Genomic DNA, 21007 nt, shown 5'->3' with positions numbered 1-21007 from the left:
CGTCGGGCCCAGTCTGGCCGATGCCGTCACGCGGAGGAGCGAAGGTATTCGACACTCATGCACGCGAGCGCCCGTGAAGCCGCTCGCTCGGCCTCGTCGGCGGAGTTCCCGGTCGTGATCACGTAGGCGAGCCGGTCCTTGAAGGAGTGCGTCACCTCGACCCGGTCCCCAGGGGAGACGTTGAAGGAGGCCGCGACGAGACCGGGGACGTCGTCAGGGCCCGGCAGTTCACCGACGGACGCCACGACCCCGGACTCCTGCCCCACGAGGAACCTGATGGCGCCGTGCGCGCGGCTGCTGAGGCGGGCGGCGACCCCGTGTCCCGAGGCACGAGCGATCACGGCGTCCACCAGGTCGAGTCCTGCCGCGCTCTGGATCATGTGAGGGATCATGCCGCCGGCCAGCCGGGGGTTGACCTCGATCACGACGGGCCCCCGGGCGGACATGCGCAGCTCCGTGTGGGCCGCGCCCCAGCCCAGCCCCAGCGCGGACAGCGCCCTCAGGACCGTGCCCGTCAACCGGTCGTGGTCGCCAGGTGCCAGCGGCGCCGGGAAATCGTGCCCCACTTCCACGAAGTGCGGGGCGGGACCGAGGTGCTTGCGCACCACCGCGATCGCGTTCAGATCGAAGGTCTCCACCGAGTACTCGTCGCCGTCGACGTACTCCTCCACGAGGATCCGTCCCCGGTCGTTCGTTCCCGCTGCCGCGAAGAGACCGCCGCACCAGTGCTCGACCTCGGCCGCCGTCGTGCACAGCCGTACGCCGATCGATCCCGATCCGGACACCGGCTTGACAACGACGGGCAGCCCGAATGCCTCGGCGGTGCGGACGGCGGACGCCGTGTCGTTCACCTCGGCGAAACGGGGCACGTTCACGCCCGCGTGGGCCAGCACGACGCGCTGCCGCGTCTTGTCCCGGCACTGCTCGACGGCCTGGGGATCAGGGGCCGAGAGGCCGAACTTCGCGGCCGCTGCGGCCGCCGTCGCGATGAAGTACTCCGAACTGGAGGTGACTCCGGCGAGTCCGGCTCCCTCGGCGAGCCGAGCGCAGGCGTCCAGGACGGCCGAGAGATCGGAGGTGTCGACCACTCGCGTGTCGACACGGTCGAGGACGACGTACGGGTAGCGGGCCGGGTCACGGGTGAGGACGACCGGCCGGTAACCCCGGGCGCGGGCCGACGCGCAGAACAGGCGTCCGGTGCCGGTCGTATTGCTTTCCACGAAGGCCAGCCACGGGCGGCCCGCCGCCGTCTCATGCTCCATCGCTCGTGTCTCCCATCACGTCGGCGACTGCCTCGTCCAAGGTACGGGCGGCTGCCCGTCGTCGTTCCCGCACGGTCCTCCACCAGGCGGCGTGGGCGGCGAGGACCGACAGTGCCTCGCTGAGCGCGTGCTCGACGGAGCCGGGGCCGCCTCCGTACCGGAGCTCCGAGGTCGCCTGCGGCAGTGGCGGGTTGCCGGCGGCCTCCGGAGGGGTCCCCGCGGGGAGCCGGATCCCGGAGAGGTCAGTCGTGCCCTCGTCCACCGCACGCCGGACGGCGTCGCCCACCAGATGGTGGGCGACGCGGAACGGCACACCGTGTCGGACCAGGCGGTTCGCGATGGTCGTCGCCGTGACGAAGCCCTCCTCCGCCCTGCTGAGCATCCGCTCGCCGACGGGACGGGCCCCGGCGACCAGAGACTGGCAGAGGAGAACCGAGTCCCCGACAGCCGAGAGCCCGGGCCAGCAGGCAGCGACTGCCTCCGTGCCCACCTCGATGGAGTTGGTGAAGGGCGTCGACTTCATGGTGCTCGCCGCGGCGGTCCAGGCACCCAAGGCCACTCCGGCCTTTGCCTTCACATGCTCAAGAAGGAAGGCGTTCCGCTTCTGCGGCATGGCCGAACTCCCGCCGACCAGCCGGTCCGGGAAGGTGAGGAAGCCGAACTCCGTGCTGCTCCACAGTTGGAGGTCGGTGGCCAGGCGGCTGAGCGTGACGCCGAGGCCGGCCACCGCGCCGAGCAGCCGGAGCAGGACGTCCCGGCTCGCGACCGCGTCGATGGAGTGGACGCAGGCCCGGTCGAAGCCGAGGAGCCCCGCCACCCGGCCAGGATCGATCGGCAGATCCGTACCGGCGACCGCCCCGGCTCCCATGGGGCACACCGACAGTCCCTCGGCAGCCTGCTGCACCGCGGTGATGTCGCGTCCGAGAGCGAGGGCCACACCGGCGAGGTAATGGCCGTACGTGACGGGCATGGCCGCCTGGAAGTGGGTGTGCACGGGCATCACCACGGCCTTGTGGGCCCGGGCCCTGGCCAGAAGGACCGCTTCCAGACGGACGGCGTCGGCCAGGAACGCCATCGTCCAGTCGGACAGCCTCATCGCCGTGGCCGTCGCCTTCAGGTCGTTGCGGGAACGGCCGGTGTGCAGGCGCCCCCCGGTCTCCTCGCCCAGGCTGCGCATGAGGTACTGCTCGTACATCAGATAGACACCGCGCGGCGCGGGCAGGCCCCACAGCGGTGCGAAGTCCTGCCGGCGCAGCCCGGTGACGAGCCGGAGCAGCGCAGTCGCCCGCTCGCGTTCCAGGAGCCCCTGCTCCACGAGCATCACGACGTGCGCAAGGTCGATGGTCGTCGTCAGCGACAGCTCGTCGCGCAGCGCGTCCGGGGTGAGCGTCCCGTACACCAGGCGCCGGGTGCGCGCGCCGACGCCCGACGTGATCCTGCCCGGTGCGGTCGTCGCGGTCACGCCCTCGCCTCCGCGAGGACCGCCTCCAGGCCGCGCCGTTGCCAGGGGTACCGGCTCCACCCGTCACCCGCGGGGGAGGACGGGTGGAGCACCTCGACCGGCTTGTCGGGCAGCGGTGCCGTGACGTCGATCCCCTGTCCGTCGATCCACTCGTCGTCATAGACCGTGTCCAGGTATCGGTATCCCTCGTCGGGGAGCATCACGACGCACACGGCATCCGGGTTCGCCTCCGCCCACCACCGCGCGGACAAGAGCGCGGCGCCGCTCGTCGGCCCCTGGAAAAGGGCGTGATGGCGGTGGGCCCAGCGCGTCATGGCAAAGGCCTCCGCAGCGGAGCACCAGTGGACCTCGTCGAGGACCGTGTGGTCCAGGTTGGCGGGCAGCAGGCTGTTGCCGAGCCCGCGGAGCAGACGGGGGCCGTCCGGCTGGCCGAAGAGCACGCTGCGGTGGGTGTCGACGCCGATGGCCCGGGTGTGCGGGGTCTGAGCGCGCAGGGCGCGGACCGTGCCGCACAGGGAGCCGCCCGAGCCCACGGGCCCGACGACGCAGTCGACCTGCCCGAGGGTGTCGCGCAGCAGCTCCGCCACGATGCGGTACGAGGCGGGGTTGTCCGGGTTGGAGTACTGCTCGGGGCAGAAGGTCCGCGGCAGCCCGGCGCGCAGCTCGGCGAGTCGGGCGAGCCTCGACGCCTGGTAGCCGCCCTCCGCCGCAGGGTGCTCCACGATGACCACGGTGGTGCCCAGGTCCGACAGTCTGCGGTGCAGCCGTGCGTCGATGATGGGATCGCTGACCAGGATGAGTTCGCGTTCCAGCAGTGCGGCTTCCATCGCGAGGGCGAGCCCGAAGGTGCCGGAGGTCGTCTCGACGATGACCGTGCCCGGTTCGAGCTCACCGCGCTCCAGCGCGCGGCGCAGGATATACCGGGCGGGCACGAGCTTCATCAGGGAGAACACTGCCCCGTAGAGGTTCGGACCCAGTCGGACGACCTTCGGGAGGAGGGTCGCCTCGGTGATCTCCCTGAAGGGGGCGGAGCTCTTTGTCATCATCCGTTCCTCTGTCGATGGACGTCGGCGGGCGGGTCGCCGGCCTCCGCTGCCGCGAGTGCCGAGTCGAGGTGCTTGCCGATCACGGTCAGCGCCTGTGGCGTGGTCATGTCCATGTGCCCGCTGTCGACGAGGTGCTCGACGACACGGCCCGTGATGTGTCCCTGCCAGGAGCGCCGTGCCGACCGGCCTTCGGCCAGGTCCCGTGCGGCGGTGAAGAAGAGCAGGTCTCCGCGGAACACCCCCGGGGTGAACTCCCGCAGGAGACGGTGGTTGTTGATGCCCGTGTCGACCACCGCCTCCAACGTCCGGCGGTCCGGGAAGTCCGCCTTCCCGAGCAGGTCGAGCACGGGCCCGCGTCGCGGTGCGGCCATGCCGAGGGCGTCCAGGTCATGACCCAACCTGGCCGCCAGTTCGCGCAGCACCCCTTCCTCCGCCGCCTGCTCGGACAGCGGGGGCACTGCCCCGGCCGGATACGAGTCGAGCATGGCCAGCACCCCGACCTGCTCGCCCTGGCGCTGGAGTTCCTCGGCGACCCCGTGTGCCAGCACCCCGCCGAACGACCAGCCAAGCAGGTGGTAGGGGCCTGAGGGCCGTACAGTCCGCAGCTGTGCCACACAGTCGGCTACAACGGCGCTCATGTCGGCCGGCTGGGCACCAGGCTGCCCGATGCCACGCGACTGCAGGGCGTACAGGGGTCGGTCCGCGCCGATGTGCTGGGTCAGTCCCATGTACGACCAGCTGATGCCGATGCCCGGCGGCAGGCAGAAGAGCGGTGCGCGACCGCCTTCCGTGCGCAGCGGCAGCAGCACGTCCAGGTCGCAGGAGTCGTTCCCGGTGACCAGCCGTCCAGCCAGCTCGGCCACCGTGGGTGCCTCGTAGAGGATCCTGAGGTCCACCGACCTGCCGAGTTCAGCTCGGATGCGGCGTACCAGGCGGGCGACCGTCAGGGAATGCCCACCCAGCTCGAAGAAGTCGTCGTACGGCCCGATCTCGGGCACTCCGAGCACGTCCTCGAACAGCTCGCTCAGCTTCCGCTCCAGCGCAGCGCTGCGAGCGGTGCGCGGCGGCTGGGGACCGGCCGGGAAGGCAGGGCCCGTCGTGGATACGGCGAGGGCCCGCTCGGGGATGACTCCGGCGAGGTCCGGCAGCGTGTCCGTACGCGCGGCCGGGTCTTGGGCCACCCTTTCAAGGACACCGAGCAGCAGATCCCTGAGCGCCTCGGCCGTCGCGACGGGAAGCAGCTCCACGTCGTGGTCCATCCGGAGGTGCAGCCGGTCACCGGGCGTGGCGAGCAGGGCCAGGGGATAGTGGACGCCATCCCGTACGTCTGGCTCTCCGATACTCACCCCGATCCCGTCGGCGGGCAGTGCGTCGGGATCGAACGGGTAGTTCTCGAAGGCGATCATGGTGTCGAAGAGGGAGGGCTGTGCGGTGATCCGGTGGATGTCCGTGAGCCCGAGGTGGTGGTGGTCCAGGAGCGCGGCCTGTTCGCGCTGAAGGCGGACGAGGAGATCGGCGAGGGACTGTGCCGGGTCGAGCCGGACACGTACCGGAACCGTGTTGATGAACAGGCCGACCATCCCCTCGACGCCGGGGAGCTCGGCAGGACGACCGGAGACGGTGGCTCCGAAGACGACGTCGGTGCGACCGGTCAGCCGGGACAGCACCACCGCCCAGGCGGCCTGCACCACCGTGTTCAGCGTCACCCCGAGACCCCGCGCGCACTCCTGGAGCCGCGCGGTCGCTTCCTCGGTGAGTTCTCCGGTGAGCCTGCCCACAGCAGACCACCCGGCTCGGGAGCCACCGGGAGCGATCAGGGTCGGACCCTCCAGTCCCGCGAGGGACTCCCGCCACGCCCGCCGGGCCGCCTCGTCATCCTGGGCCGCGAGCCAGCGCAGGTAGTCCTTGTACGGACGGGCGGGGAGCAACTCGTCCTGGCCGGCGTACAACCGGAACAGCTCCTGCACCACCAGCGGCGCAGACCAGCCGTCCAGCAGGATGTGGTGGTTCGTCAACATCAGGTGCCACCGGTCCGCCGCGAGCCGGACGAGGGCGAACCGCAGAAGCGGCGCGCTGGACAGGTCGAAGCGACGCGCGCGGTCCTCGTCCTGGAGCCGGCTCAGCTCGGCCTCGGCCGACTCCCGTGGCAGCCTCGACAGGTCATGCTCCGTCCAAGGCGGCGGGCACGCCTCCGCGTCCAGTACCACCTGGACCGCGCCCCCGTCGGGGACCTCCAGGAACGCGGACCGCAGTGCGGAGTGCCGCGCCAGCAGCAGCGCTGCTGCGGCGCGCAGCGCCACCGGGTCCAGCGGCCCTTCGAGCGGAAGGCTGATCTGCACGTTGTACGGATCGGGACCGGTCCTGTCGTATTCGGCGTGGAAGAGCATGCCTTCCTGCAACGGCGACAGGGGGACGACGTCCGCAAGACCGGGGATCCGCTCCTCAAGACGTTCCAGCGTGTCCTGTCCCAGGACGACCAGCGGTACGTCCGAGGGCGACCGGCCTCCGGAGCCGGGTCGGGCGGCATGCTCCGCCACCGCCCTCAGCGCCGCGAACCAGTCGTCCGCGAGGTCCTGCACCCGCTCGGTGGACAGCAACGCCTCCGGCCAGGTCCAGGTGGCGGTCAACTCGGGCCCGTCGGCGCCGTCCTGTACCAGGACATCGACCGTGAGCGCATGGGCCAGGGGACGGGCCGTGTCGTGGCCGGTCGTATCGATCCGGAACGAAGGATCGACGGCCCAGCCGTCCGCGCCGGCCGCTGTCCCGGTGGCCCGGCCCAGGTAGTTGAAGCACAGCTGGGGAACGGGCAGGGTCGACAGCTCGTCGGCCGTTGCCGGATTGAGCCGGCGCAGCAGACCGAAGCCGATCCCCTTACCGGGCACGGCTCGCAGCTGCTCCTTGACCCGCTTGAGGGCACGGCCGAGTTCGGGGTCACCGACGTCCAGGTCCTCCCAGCGGCTGACGCCGGGGTCGAGATGCACCGGATAGAGGCTGGTGAACCAGCCGACCGTCCGTGAGACGTCCAGCCCTTCGGCGATCGCCTCCCGCCCGTGCCCCTCCAGGTTCACGAGCAGCCCGGTGACCGTGGCGCCGCCCCGCCGCCGCCACCGCTCGACGCCGAGCGCGAGCCCGGTGAGCAGGATCTCGTCGGGGCCGGCATGGAACGACTTCGCCACTGCGGTGAGCAGACCGCCGGTGTCGCCCGTGGGCAGCGTCACGGTGAGGGTCCGGGCGCTGCCCTGCACGTCCTGGCCGGGATCAAGCGGACGGTCACCCAGCGGCGGGTCGGGGCGGTCCAGCGTGTCCCGCCAGTGGGCGAGCTCCCCGACCGCTTCCGCGCCCGCGGCCTGCACGAGACGGCGCGACCATGTGCGATACGACGTGCCGGGCGTGCTGAGCTCCGGTTCCGTGCCGATCGCGTGGGCACGTGCGGCAGCGACGAAGTCCTCCACGAGGATGCGCCAGGACACGCCGTCGACCACGAGGTGATGAACCACGAGCGCCAGGCGGCCAGGCGCACCGGGACCGCCGTTCTCCATGACGCCACGGACCATGACACCGCGGCGCGGCGCCAGGCGGGTCACGGCGGACCGTGCCGCGTCCGCCAGCCGGTCGCTCCCGGACGTGTCGTCCGCGCGGGGCAGGGCGATGTCGACCGCTTCCCAGCAGTCCTCAGCACGTACGGTGCCCGGTTCGGAGACGAGCAGGGTCCACACCCCGGCGGCGTCGGTGTCGAGCCGGGCCCTGAGCATGTCGTGCCGGTCGAGGACGCTCTGCAGCGCCCTCAGCGCGTTCTGCGGTCGCAGCCACGCCGGAGTGTGCAGCAGCACGGACTGGTGGAAGCCGTCGAAGGGCCCGCCGGTCTCCCGCAGCCACTCGATGATGGGAGTGGCCGGTACGGCCCCCCAGGCGGCGCTCCGCGGCTCACGCTCCTCCTCGGCGTCGAGGGCCGCCGCGGCCGTCTCGGCGAGCGAGCCGTGCCGGAAGACGTCACGGGCGGACAGCAGCAGCCCGGCTTGCCGAGCCCGGCTGGCCAGCTGGATGGCAAGGATGCTGTCCCCGCCGAGATCGAGAAAGTTGTCGTCCGGGTGGACCTCGCCGACACGCAGCAACTCCGCGGCCAGAGCGCACAGCAGGGCTTCCCGTGGTGTCCGTGGCCGCGCGACGGCGCGCGGGGCGCGGACAGCGGGCGGCTCGGGCAGGGCACGCCGGTCCACCTTCCCGTTCTCCGTCAGCGGCAGCCGCTCCAGCCCGACGAGGACGGCAGGCACCATGAAGGTGGGAAGCTCTTCCCGCAGACGGGCGGTCAGAGCGGCGGACACAGCCTCCCGTCCCGCTCCTCCGGCCGGCACGTAATAGCCGACAAGCCGTTGGGCGCCCGAGGCGTCCTGGCGCACGGTGACCGTCGCTTGGCTGACGTCCGGCTGCCTCGCCAGGGCCGCCTCCACCTCGCCGAGGTCGATGCGCAGACCGCGCAGCTTCACCTGATCGTCGTCGCGGCCCCGGTACTCGAGGACACCGTCGGCGACCCAGCGAGCACGGTCGCCCGACCGGTACATGCGTGCACCAGGCGGGCCGAAGGGGTCGGGGACGAACCGCTGGGCGGTCAACCGGGGGTCCCCGGCGTATCCCCGGGCGACACCGGCGCCCCCGATGTACAGATCGCCCTCGACGCCGGGCGGCACCGGAGCGAGATCCCCGTCCAGGACGTACAGACGGGTGTTGTCGAGTGGTCTGCCGATCGGTATCGCGGTCCGACCGGCGGTGACCGAGTCGATGGAGTGCGCTGCGGCGAAGGTGGTCGTTTCCGTAGGGCCGTACCCATTGAACAGGTGGAGGGACGGGCATGCTGCAAGGACCCTGCGGGCGGCCTCGGGCGACACGACATCGCCGCCGGTCCACAGCTCGGACAGGCCCCGGAACGCCTCTGGGGAATCCTCGGCCATGACGCGGAAGAGGCCCGCCGTCAGCCACAGCGCCGTGACGCCGTGCGCCTCCACGAGCCGCCGCACCAGGTGGGCGTCCACGGGACCGGGAGGGGCGACGACGACGCTGCCACCGCTCGTCAGCGGCACCCAGAGCTCGTAGGTCGACGCGTCGAAGGAGTGTGGGGAGTGCATCAGCACCCGGTCGTGTCCGGTGTGCCAGTGCCGGTCGACGGTCAGGGCGAGCACGTCACGGTGGCGGACGGCGACGCCCTTCGGCTGTCCGGTGGAGCCGGAGGTGTACATGATGTACGCGAGCCGGTCGGGCGAGACGTCGCGACGGTTCCCCGCGGGGCCCGCGGCGGGCCGGTCCGCTGTGGCCCCCAGCGGGACGACGAGGACGCCCTCGGCGGTCTCGGCCGCGGCGAGGTCCCAGCGCTCCGGGTCGTCGGTGAGCAGGACCGCGCAGCGGGCCTCGGCCAGAATGTGCTCGCGTCGGGCGCGGGGGAACTCCGGATGCAGCGGCACGTAGCAACCGCCGGCCTTGAGCACCGCGAGGAGGGCGACGACCAGTTCGGGCGACCTCTCCATCAGCACCGCCACGGCGCTCTCGGCGGTCACACCGTACGCGGCCAGGCGCGCGGCGAGCCGGTCCGCCCGCGCGTCGAGCTCCGCGTAGTTGAGCTCCGTTCCGCCCGAGACGAGGGCCACCGCGTCGGGAGTGCGCCGCGCCTGGTCCTCGAACCGGCCGTGCACGGACGCCGTGGGGATCTCGGTGGCGTGGCCCCGCCCCTGTGCGAGCACCCGGTCCCCGTCCTCGGGCGCCAGGATGTTCCAGTTGTGGAGGGGGGTGTGGGGGTGGTGGGCGGTGTGGTGGAGGGTGTGGGCGAGGGCGGTGGCGAGGTGGTGGGCGGTGTGGGCGTCGAAGAGGTCGGTGGCGTACTCCAGGACGCCGTGGATGCCGTCGGGTTGCCCGGTGGGGGTGAATCGTTCGGTGAGGTCGACGGTCAGGTCGAATTTGGCCGTGTCGGTGGTGAGGGGCTCGTCGGTGACGTGGAGGCCGGGGAGGTGGAGCTGAGGGGTGGTGTTGTTCTGGAGTACCAGCATCGTCTGGAACAGGGGGTGTCGTCCCGGCGTGCGGGCCGGGTTGAGGTCCTCGACGAGTCGTTCGAAGGGGAGGTCCTGGTGGGCGTAGGCGGCGAGGTTCGTGTCGCGGACCCGGGTGAGGAGTTCGGTGAAGGTGGGGTTGCCCGTGGTGGCGGTGCGCAGGACGAGGGTGTTGACGAAGAAGCCGACGAGGTCGTCGAGCGCCTGTTCGGTCCGGCCGGCGATCGGGGTGCCGATGGGAATGTCCGTGCCCGCGCCGAGCCGGGTGAGGAGACCGGCGAGGGCGGCCTGGACGGCCATGAAGGTGGTGGCTCCGTGCTCCCGCGCGAGCCGGGTCAGACGCGTATGGGTGTCGGCGTCGAGGGCGAGGGGAACGGTGCCGCCGTGATACGTCGGAGTACTGGGGCGGAATCGGTCGAAAGGCAGGGTGAGTTGGTCGGGTAGACCGTCGAGTACACCGCGCCAGTAGGAGAGCTGCTCGTTGACGAGGCTGGCGGGGTCGCTGTCGTCACCGAGGAGTTCACGCTGCCACAGCGTGTAGTCGGCGTACTGGACGGGCAGCGGCTGCCACCCGGGCTCGGTCCCGTTCAGACGGGCGGCATAGGCCTCGGCGAGGTCCCGGGCCAGCGGCCCCAGCGACCAACCGTCACTGACGATGTGGTGCACCACCACCACCAACACGTGCTCCTCCCCCGCAAGCTCGAAGAGGCAGGCCCGGACGGGCAGGTCGGAGTCGAGGCGGAAGGGCTGGTCCGCGAAGGCCCGCAACTCCGGGCCCGGGCCGCCGCCGTCCGCGGGTGCACCGCCGAGCGTGACCGTGCTGAGCGGGACGTGCGCGTCCGCGGCGGACAGGATGCGTTGGTACGGCGTCTCGCCGTTGACGGCGATCAGGGTGCGCAGGCTCTCGTGGCGGTGTACGACGTCGTCGAGCGCGCCCCGCAACGCCTCACGGTCGAGCGGACCGGCCAGGCGCAGCGCCAGCGGCACGTTGTAGGTGGGGTTCGGGCCCTCCAGTTGATCCAGCATCCACAGGCGGTGCTGGCCGTACGACAGGGGAATCATGACTCGGTCACCTCCGGCCGGGCCATGGGCCGCAGCGTGGGCCTGGCCCGGCGGGCGCCGACGGCCCACAGATGGGCGGCGGCGATGGTCGGGTTCTCGAAGAAGGCGCGCAGATCGACCTCCGCGTCGAGTTCGGTGCGGATGCGGCTCGCGAGCCGGGTCGCCAACAGGGAGTGGCCGCCCAGGTCGAAGAAGCCGTCGTCGACACCCACCTCGGACACGTCGAGCACCTCGGCGAACAGCCGGCACAGCACCTCCTCCCGCGGCGTGGCCGCCCGGCGCCCTCCCCCACCACCACCGCCGCGCGCCTTCGACACCGCCGGGGCGGCGTGCGCGGACATGTCGAGGCGCGGGCGCGGCAGGTCGGACGGGCCCCAGTTGTGGAGGGGGGTGTGGGGGTGGTGGGCGGCGTGGTGGAGGGTGTGGGCGAGGGCGGTGGCGAGGTGGTGGGCGGTGTGGGCGTCGAAGAGGTCGGTGGCGTACTCCAGGACGCCGTGGATGCCGTCGGGTTGCCCGGTGGGGGTGAATCGTTCGGTGAGGTCGACGGTCAGGTCGAATTTGGCCGTGTCGGTGGTGAGGGGCTCGTCGGTGACGTGGAGGCCGGGGAGGTGGAGCTGAGGGGTGGTGTTGTTCTGGAGTACCAGCATCGTCTGGAACAAGGGGTGTCGTCCCGGCGTGCGGGCCGGGTTGAGGTCCTCGACGAGTCGTTCGAAGGGGAGGTCCTGGTGGGCGTAGGCGGCGAGGTTCGTGTCGCGGACCTGGGCGAGGAGTTCGGAGAAGGTGGGGTTGCCCGTGGTGGCGGTGCGCAGGACGAGGGTGTTGACGAAGAAGCCGACGAGGTCGTCGAGCGCCTGTTCGGTCCGGCCGGCGATCGGGGTGCCGATGGGAATGTCCGTGCCCGCGCCGAGCCGGGTGAGGAGACCGGCGAGGGCGGCCTGGACGGCCATGAAGGTGGTGGCTCCGTGCTCCCGCGCGCGCCGGGTCAGACGCGTATGGGTGTCGGCGTCGAGGGCGAGGGGAACGGTGCCGCCGTGATACGTCGGAGCACTGGGGCGGAAACGGTCGAAAGGCAGGGCGAGTTGGTCGGGTAGACCGTCGAGCACGCCGCGCCAGTAGGAGAGCTGCTCGTTGACGAGGCTGGCGGGGTCGCTGTCGTCACCGAGGAGTTCACGCTGCCACAGCGTGTAGTCGGCGTACTGGACGGGCAGCGGCTGCCACCCGGGCTCGGTCCCGTTCAGACGGGCGGCATAGGCCTCGGCGAGGTCCCGGGCCAGCGGCCCCAGCGACCAACCGTCACTGACGATGTGGTGCACCACCACCACCAACACGTGCTCCTCCCCCGCAAGCCGGAGAAGAGCGAGGCGCAGTGGCAGTTCACTGTCCAGCCGGAAGCCCTTCCCCGTCTCCGCCGCCATGGCGGCGGAGAGGCCCTCGGGAGCGATCTCCGTCAGCGAGACGCCGACCACCGCTTCCTCGGCGGGCACCACCCGCTGCACGGGATCGCCGTCCGCCTCCACGAACATCGTGCGCAGACTCTCGTGGCGCCGCAGCACGTCCTGCGCCGCAGCACTCAGCACGGCGGCGTCGAGCCGTCCGTCGAGGCGCAGTGCGAACGACAGGTTGTACGCGGCTCCCGGCCCTTCGAACCGGTTCAGGAACCACAACCTGCGCTGCCCGAAGGCCAGCGGTGCGTCATCCGTCCGCTCACGACGGACCAGGGCCGGGCGGGCCGCCCCGGTCGCAGCGAGGCGCAGCGCCAGCCGCGCCGGCGTGCTGTTCTCGAACACGGTCCGGACGTCGATGTCCGCGCCGAGTTCGGTGCGGATACGGCTCGCGAGCCGGGTCGCCAACAGGGAATGGCCGCCCAGGTCGAAGAAGCCGTCGTCGACTCCCACCTCGGACACGTCGAGCACCTCGGCGAACAGCCGGCACAGCACCTCCTCCCGCGGCGTGGCCGCCCGGCGCCCTCCCCCACCACCGCCGGACCGGCCACTCGCCGGAGCCGGCAGGGCCTTGCGGTCCAGTTTCCCGTTGGGCGACAGCGGCAGGGCGGGCACCGTGACGAACACGTTGGGCACCATGTAGCCCGGCAGACGGTCCGCCAGCGCGCGCCGTAGCTCCGCAGGCCGCGGTTGCGCGTGCGGTTCCGGCACGACGTAGCCGACGAGCCGGACGTCCCCCGGGCGGTCCTCCCGGGCCACCGCCGCTGCCTGCGCCACACCCGGCACAGCGGCCAAGGCGGCCTCGACCTCGCCGAGCTCGATGCGGAAACCTCGGACCTTCACCTGGTCGTCGATGCGGCCGAGGTACTCCAGAACGCCGTCGGGGCGCCGGCGCACCACGTCGCCCGTGCGGTACATCCGCCCGCCCGCGGGGTCGAACGGGTCCGCGACGAACCGCTCGGCGGTCAGCGCGGCACGGCCCCAGTAGCCGCGCGCCAGCTGGACGCCGGCGAGGTACAGCTCGCCTGCCACACCGACGGGCGCGGGCCGCAGCCACGGGTCGAGGACGTGCAGCCGGGTGTTCCACACCGGCTCCCCGATCGGCACGGACCGGTCGCTGTCGCGGGCGTCGCACCGCCACGCCGTCACGTCGACCGATGCCTCGGTGGGGCCGTACAGATTGTGCAGCTCCGTGCCGGGCAGCAGCTCGAAGAACCGATCCCGGGTCCTGGCGGGCAGGGCCTCGCCGCTGCACACCACGCGGCGCAGCCCGGTACAGCCGGCCGCCTCCGGTTCCAGCAGGAACTCCTCCAGCATCGACGGCACGAAGTGCATCGTGGTCACGCCGGCACGGCGGATCAGCTCGGCGAGGTACAGCGCGTCCCGGTGCCCACCGGGTCGTGCCACCACCAGCGAGGCACCGGTGACGAGGGGCCAGAAGAACTCCCACACCGATACGTCGAAGCTCATCGAGGTCTTCTGCAGGACACGGTCCCCGCCGGTGAGCCCGAGGTGGTCCTGCATCCACAGCAGTCGGTTCACGATGCCTCGCTGCGGCACGACGACACCCTTCGGGCGCCCGGTCGACCCCGAGGTGTAGATGACGTACGCCGGGTTCTCCGGCTCGACCGCAGCCTCCCTGGACAGCGCCGGTCCCTCGTTCAGGGCCGCCGCCGTCTCAGGGTCGTCGAGCAGTACACGGTGCGTGCGACGGGCGGCGCCGTCCGGCACCACCACCCCGTTCGTCGTCACCAGTGCGGTGGGCGCGGCGTCGGACAACATCCAGGCCACGCGGTCCGAGGGGTAGTCGGGGTCGACGGGTACGTACGCCGCCCCCGTCTTGAGCACGGCCAGCAGGGCGACGACGAGATCCACCGACCGGTGCAGCATCACGGCGACGAACGTCTCGGGCCCCACGCCGTGGTGGGTGAGGATCCGCGCCAGCCGTCCGGCCCGCTCGTCCAGTTCCCGGTAGGTCAGCGTCCTCTCGCCGTCCCCCACGACGGCCGGCGCGTCCGGAGTCGCGCGCACCTGCCGGGCGACCAGCTCGGTGAGGGTGACGTCGGGCACCGCGGTGTCCGTGTCGTTCCAGGACGTCCGAGGGTGCCGTTCCTCGGTTGTCTCGCCCGTCCAGGAGCGGACGGGCGCGGCGGCTGCGTCCCGGCATGTGCTCAGCAGTCCGCCCAGCAGTCGCGCCGCGGTGGTGGCGAGCTCCGCTTCGACCGCGTCGGGGCGGTAGTCCACGTGCAGGTGCAGCCCCTCGGCCGAGGGCAGGGCGACGAGCCGCATCGGGTAATGGGCTCCGTCGCGAACCGTGACCCCGCGCAGGGTGAGGCCGGTGCCGAGCTTGTCGAACGCCGCGGTGTCGAAGGGGTAGTTCTGCACCAGCACGACGGTGTCGAAGAGGGAGGGCCGTGCGGTGATCCGGTGGATGTCCGTGAGCCCGAGGTGGTGGTGGTCCAGGAGCGCGGCCTGTTCGCGCTGAAGGCGGACGAGGAGATCGGCGAGGGACTGTGCCGGGTCGAGCCGGACACGTACCGGAACCGTGTTGATGAACAGGCCGACCATCCCCTCGACGCCGGGGAGCTCGGCAGGACGACCGGAGACGGTGGCTCCGAAGACGACGTCGGTGCGACCGGTCAGCCGGGACAGCACCACCGCCCAGGCGGCCTGCACCACCGTGTTCAGCGTCACCCCGAGACCCCGCGCGCACTCCTGGAGCCGGTCGAGTTCCGACGAGGGGAGGACCGACGTCAGCCGCACCGGTTCGCCGTCCGGGGCAGTGCCCGCGTCGGGCGCGACGAACGTGCCCTCGGACACACCGTCCAGCGCACTGCGCCATGCGTCGGCCGCCGCCCCGCCGTCCTGTCCCGCGAGCCATTCCAGGTGGTCGCGGTACTGGCGGGTGGGCGGAAGCTCACCGGCCTCGCCGGCGGCGACCGCGGCGTAGTAGGCGAAGAGGTCCTGAAGCAGGACGGGCATGGACCAGCCGTCCAGGAGGATGTGATGGTTCATCAACGCGAACCGGTGGCGGTCCTGAGCCAGGCGGAACAGCGCGAAGCGGATGAGGGGTGCCCTGCCCAGGTCGAACTTCCCGCTGCGCTCGGCTTCCAGAAGCACGGCCAGCTCGGCTTCGCCGTCCTCGCCGGGCGTCACGGAGAGGTCGTGCTCGCTGAAGTCGAGCCGGACCTCGCTCTGCACGATCTGCACCGTCTCGCCGTTGCTCCGCTGCCGGAACGACGCGCGCAGCGCGGAGTGACGGCCGAGCACACGGCGGGCGGCCTCCCGCAGGGCGGCGGTGTCGAGCGGCCCTTCCAGGTCCAGCACGTACTGGACGTTGTAGACGTCGGGGGCGTCTCGGTCGTAGACGGCGTGGAAATGGAGTCCGTTCTGGAACGGAGCGAGCGGCAGGACTTCCTCGATGCGGGGCTTGCTCACTGGTCGGTCTCCGGTGTGTGAGAGGCGTCTGCCGCCAGCAGGGCTTCGAAGTCGTCGATCTCGTCCTGGTCGAGGGCGACGAGCGGCATGTCGGAGGGGGTGCGCCCGCCCGCGTCCGCGCGCAGGCCGTGCCGTGCCAGCGCGTCCAGCGCCCTGCCCCAGTCCTCCGCCAGCCGCCGTACGTACTGCCCGGGGAGCAGCTCCCCGGCCCATCGCCAGCGGGCCACCAGCCGCCCGGAGCCCGGGCCGTCGCCCGTGAGGTGGACGTCCACGGTGAGCGGGTGGGACAGGGGGACGGTGCCCGTGGCGCCGCCGCCGAAGCCGCTCCCGTGTCCGAGCTCGCCGGCCAGCGACCAGGTGCCGAGGGACGGGGCGCCGTGGAGGCCCCCCAGGTAGTTGAAGGCGAGCTGCGGAGCCGGGCACGCCGTCAGGGCCTCCCTGCTGGGTTCGTGGAGGTAGCGCAGCAGTCCGTGACCGATTCCGTTCCCCGGGACGGCCGCGAGCTGCTCCTTCACCCGCTTCACCACCCGGCCGAGCTCAGCGCCCCCCTCCCAGATCTCGGTCCAGTCCTCGGCGCCGGGGGCCATCCGTACGGGATACAGACTGGTGAACCAGCCGACGGTGCGGGACACGTCGGCTCCGGGCACGATGTCCTCGCGGCCGTGGCCCTCGACGTCGACGAGCACCGCGCCTCCGGTCTCGCCGCGCTGGGCCGCCCCGTGCTCGACGGCCAGGGACAGGGCGGTGAGCAGGAGCTGTTCGGTCCGCGTGTGGAACAGCTCCGGCAGCGTCGTGACCGCGGCCGTGGTGGTCTCCGGGGAGAGGTGGACGGCGAGTTCCTCGGAGTGCTCGTACGTGTCCCGGCGAGGGTCGAGGGGCCGCGCGCAGGGCAGCGGCCGGACGTCGGACCCGAGGTGCCGCCAGTGCTCCAGCTCGGTGTCCCGACGGGCTGTGAGGGCCCGGTCGTCGTGGAGGGCGGTCGCCCAGCCGCGGAAGGAGGTCGCCACGGGTTCGAGCTTCGGTTCCTCCCCGTGCTCGGCCTGGGTGTAGGCGGTGACCAGGTCGGGCAGCAGGATCCGCCAGGAGACGGCGTCCACCACCAGGTGGTGGACGAGGACCAGCAGTCGGCCGGTCTCGTCCGGGCCGCGGTCGAACCAGACCGCCTGGAGCATGATGCCTTCGGCGGGGGAGAGGCCTTCGAGCGCGGCCGCATACCGTGCGCGCACGGTCTCCTCCAGAGCCGGGCCGTCGAGGCCGGTCGCGTCACAGCGGTGCACGAGGGACGCGGCGGGCGGCCTGACCGAGCTCCCCGGCACCTCCAGGTGGAGCGGTTCGCGCTCCGGCCCCAGGACGGCGCGGGCCCGCAGCATGTCGTGGTGGTCGAGCAGCACGTCCAGGGCGGCGGTGAGAGCGGCGACGTCGAGGCCGCCCGGGACCTGGAGGAGCACCCCTTGGTGGTAGCTGTCCACCGGGCCGCCGAGCGACCGCAGCCACTCGTGAACGGGTGTGGCGGGGACCCGTCCGACGCCGCCGCCGGGCGGCTCGGCGGCCGTCGCGCCCACCGGTCTGACGACCTCCGCGAGGGCGCGTGGCGTGCGGTGCTGGAAGATCTCCCTCGCGGTGACCGCGTAACCGGCCTGCCGGGCCCGGCTGATGAGCTGGATGGAGACGATGCTGTCGCCGCCGAGGTCGAAGAAGCTGTCGTCGAGGCCGATCGCGGGAAGTCCGAGCGTGCGGGCGAACGCCTCGCACAGTGCGGCCTGTACCGGCGTCCGGGGTGTGTCGGCGGACGCGCCCGTGGTGACGTCCGGGGCCGGCAGGGCCTTGCGGTCCACCTTGCCGTTGGTGTTGAGGGGGAAGGCGTCGAGCCGGATGAGGAAGGCCGGGACCATGTAGTCCGGCACGGTGGCGGCCACGGCAGCGCGGACCGTTTCGGGTCCGGGGTCGCCGATGAAGTATCCGACGAGCCGCTGGACGTCGGCCGACCGCTGCACCGTGACCACGGCGTCGACCACGCCGGGGACACCGCGCAAGGCGGCCTCCACCTCTCCCAGTTCGATCCGGTTGCCGCGGATCTTGACCTGGTGGTCGCGTCGTCCCAGGAAGTCCAGCTGGCCGTCCGGGCGGAAGCGCGCCCGGTCGCCGGTGCGGTACATCCGCGCGCCAGGCTCCGCGGCAAAGGGGTCGGGCACGTAGCGCTCGGCCGTCCGCGACGGGTCCCCGAGGTAGCCACGCCCGACGCCGGTGCCCGCGATGAAGAGTTCACCGGGGACGCCGACCGGGACGGGCCGCAGCTGCGCGTCCAGGATATGGAAGGCGTTGTTCCGAAGGGCGCGTCCGACGGGCAGGCGGGTGTCGTGGGCGATCTCGTCGTCGGTGATGAACGCGTGGGCGTTGTCGTCGGAGCACTCGGTGAGACCGTAGGCGTTGACGATGGCCGCCTCGGGGAAGCGCCGGTACCAGCGGCGGCAGAGGGCGGGGGGCAGGACCTCGCCGTTGACTATGAAGGTACGCAGCCGGGGCAGAGCGGGGCAGGGCACGCCGGCGTCCCAGGCGTCGAGGGCCGCGCGCATCTGGGAGGGGACGACCTCCAGGCAGGTGACGCCCGTCTCCGCGGTGCGCTCGAAGAGAGCGAGGGCGTCCTGTCCGGCCTCGTCGTCGATCACCTGGGTGCAGCCGCCGACCAGGAGGGCGGCCAGCATCTGCCACACGGAGACGTCGAAGGTCAGGGGCGCGTTGAGGGCCACCCGGGACTCCTCGCCGAGGGCGAGGTCCTCCACCTTGGCCAGCAGGTGGTTGACCATGCCGCGCTGATGCACCATGGCGCCCTTGGGCCGGCCGGTGGAACCGGAGGTGAAGATGGTGTAGGCGAGACCCCGGGCGACGGCTTCCGGGCGCTCCTCGGCGGGAGGGGTGTGGGTCGGCCGCGCCGCGAGGTCCGCCCTGACGGCCTCGTCGTCCAGCGCGAGCCAGAGGTCGCCGTGGCCCGCCATGCGCTCCGCGTCCCGGGCCAGGCCGAGGACGAGTCGGGGCCGCACCGTGTCGATGACGCCGGCCACGCGCTCCGCGGGGTGGCCCGGGTCCACCGGCACGTACACGCCACGTGCCTTCAGTACGCCCAGCAGGGTGAGGACGGCCTCGGCGGAGCGGGGCATCGCCGACACCACGGGGGTCTCCGGGCCGATGCCGCGGGCGATCAGCAGATGCGCCAGGCGGTTGGTCCGCTCGTCGAGTTCTGCGTAGGTCCAGGAGCGGGAACCGCACCGGACCGCGATGCGGTCCGGGGTGCGCGCAGCCTGCTCGGCGAAGAGGCGGGGGACCGTCGCCTCCGGGACGGGCCGCTCGGTGGCGTTCCATCCCTGGATCAGCGTGCGCTCGCCGCCGTCCATGAGGTCCAGGTCGCCCAGGCGCCGGTCCGGGTTCTCGGCCGCGGCCATGAGCAGAGCCGTGTACCGGCGACGATGGCCCTCGATGTCCTCGGTGTCGAAGCGGCGGACGTCGGCGTCCACGTCGATACGGATGGGGCCGTCGTCCGGGCGGCCGAACAGGGAGAAGGCGAGCTCCTCGGTAGGGGGGTTGGCCAGGTTGTGGAAGGTGGCCGTGCAGCTGGCCAGGTCGACGGTGTCGTCGAACGCCATGACGTTGATCTCACAGCCGGAGAGCCGGCCCTCGTTCATCCCCAGGCCGATGTCGCGGCGCAGGTCCTCGTAGCGGTAGCGCTGGTGCACCACCGCCCGGCGCACCTCGGCCGAGACCTCCCGTGCCAGGTCGGCGACCGTGACGGTGGGGCGCGGGCGCAGCCGCAGCGGCACGATGTTCGAGGTCATGGCCACGGCCCGGCGAAGGATCTGCCCGGTGCGGCCGGTGACCGGCATGCCGAGGACGATGTCGTCGTGCCCCGTCAGCAGGTGCAGGTACGCCGCGCACGCGGTGACGGCAAGGCCGCTCCAGGTGGAGCGGGCGGCCCGCGCCCGGTCCCGGAGCCGCCCGGCCTGCTCGACGCAGAGCGTGCCGGTGACCGTGAGGGACCCCTCGGGCGCGGCGATCCCCTGGTGGGAGAGGGTGAGCGCCTCGGGCGGGTCCGCCATGTGCGTCAGCCAGAACTCCCTGCTCTTCGCGTGGCGGGCGGAGTTCAGGTAGGCGTCCTCTTCGCGGCCCAGCTCCGCGACGCCGGGCAGCCCACAGGCCGGCGGTGGGGCGCCGTCGCAGAGGGCGTTGTACGCGGTGGCCGCGTGTCGGGCCAGCAGCGGTCCGCTGAAGCCGTCCACGACGCTGTGGTGAGCGCGCTGGTACCAGAAGTGCCGCTCGTCGGAGAGCTTGATGAGGGCGGCGTCGAACAGGCGAGGGGCCGCGAGGTCCGGTACGCGGTCCGTCTCGCCGCGCATCCAGCCGAGGGCCGCCTCGCGCGGGTCCGGGGCGGTGGACAGGTCGAGCACGCGGGGCCGCCAGTCACCAACGGGAGAGACGAGCTGGCGCAGTCCGGCGTCGGTTTCCACGAAGTGGACCCGCAGCGGCTCCGCTTCGCGGACGACATGGCGCAGCGCTTCGGCCAGCCGCCCGGTGTCGAGCGGACCGACGACGTCGATGTACTGGGCGACGTTGTAGACGCGTGTGCTGTCGGCGATCCGCTGGGCGAACCACATGCCCGCCTGCGCTGCTCGTACGGGGTGGCGGTCCTGCTGTTCGGCGTGGTGCATGAGACACGACTCCCTTGCCCGTGCAAGTGCCAATACGCATGGCGGGAACCGCCGCTGTGCGACGCCGCAGCGGGCGCCGGGCACAGCAACGAAATGGGCAGGGAGGTAGTCATGGACAGGCACTGGTGCATACCTGCAGCACGCGCCGGCATGGGTCCGCCAAATGAACGCGCGCAGGCGCCACGACATGCTCTGCTTCACGCAGGTGTCGAGCGCGAAAATCCCCGTTACCCCGTTCGCCGCCGATCTAATGCAATCGAACTGAAGGCTGGTTCGGAACCTATCACCCCGTGCCCGGCGACCACGGGCAGGTATATGGATCAAGCCATACGATACTCGCCGGTACCGCATCGAGACACTCACGGTCCGGAACTGCCGATGACGCCGGTGCGAGACTGACCTGGCATTTTGATGGGACTTCAATCACGCTACGTGATGCGGGGAGCAGAAGGAAGGTGGCCGGAAGATCGAAGGTGGACACATCGCGTCACGAGCTGATAGGAATCGAACGCGGCATGCCTCACCCGCATTTCTTGCGCTGCGGCCGCTTTCCGAGTCCGGTGATC

The 21007-nt window shown here is 71.9% G+C and carries 6 protein-coding genes; all 6 read right to left on the bottom strand.

The features are described 5' to 3' along the window. Window positions 1-26 precede the first annotated feature (26 nt). Genes ACFVGY_RS06380 through ACFVGY_RS06355 form a run of 6 tightly spaced genes read right to left on the bottom strand, consistent with a single transcriptional unit; the run spans window position 27 to window position 20441 of the window. Window positions 27-1262: an ATP-grasp domain-containing protein gene (locus tag ACFVGY_RS06380; protein WP_385671880.1), complete on the bottom strand. Its 1236-nt coding sequence runs from the start codon at window positions 1260-1262 to the stop codon at window positions 27-29. Next, window positions 1252-2724: an argininosuccinate lyase gene (argH, locus tag ACFVGY_RS06375; RefSeq protein ID WP_385671877.1), complete on the bottom strand. Its 1473-nt coding sequence runs from the start codon at window positions 2722-2724 to the stop codon at window positions 1252-1254. Before argH ends, ACFVGY_RS06380 begins: the two co-directional genes overlap by 11 nt. Beyond that, window positions 2721-3767, bottom strand: a complete 1047-nt coding sequence (locus tag ACFVGY_RS06370; RefSeq protein WP_385671874.1) for a cysteine synthase family protein — start codon at window positions 3765-3767, stop codon at window positions 2721-2723. The genes argH and ACFVGY_RS06370 overlap by 4 nt, the downstream gene beginning before the upstream one ends. After that, a complete protein-coding gene (locus ACFVGY_RS06365) occupies window positions 3767-10864 on the bottom strand; it encodes an amino acid adenylation domain-containing protein (protein ID WP_385671871.1) in 7098 nt (2365 codons plus the stop codon). Before ACFVGY_RS06365 ends, ACFVGY_RS06370 begins: the two co-directional genes overlap by 1 nt. Then, the gene (locus ACFVGY_RS06360) at window positions 10861-15744 is read right to left on the bottom strand and encodes an amino acid adenylation domain-containing protein (protein ID WP_385671868.1); all 4884 of its coding nucleotides are present in this window, start codon (window positions 15742-15744) and stop codon (window positions 10861-10863) included. Before ACFVGY_RS06360 ends, ACFVGY_RS06365 begins: the two co-directional genes overlap by 4 nt. Further along, window positions 15741-20441 (bottom strand): amino acid adenylation domain-containing protein, encoded by a 4701-nt coding sequence (locus ACFVGY_RS06355; protein WP_385671865.1) that lies wholly within the window; start codon window positions 20439-20441, stop codon window positions 15741-15743. The genes ACFVGY_RS06360 and ACFVGY_RS06355 overlap by 4 nt, the downstream gene beginning before the upstream one ends. Between the last annotated feature and the right edge of the window lie 566 nt (window positions 20442-21007).

Origin of the sequence: Streptomyces sp. NPDC127106, from assembly GCF_042677605.1 — a bacterium.
Lineage (GTDB): Bacteria > Actinomycetota > Actinomycetes > Streptomycetales > Streptomycetaceae > Streptomyces.
Note: the sequence above shows the minus strand (reverse complement) of the source record. Positions and strands in the feature narration are given on the sequence as shown.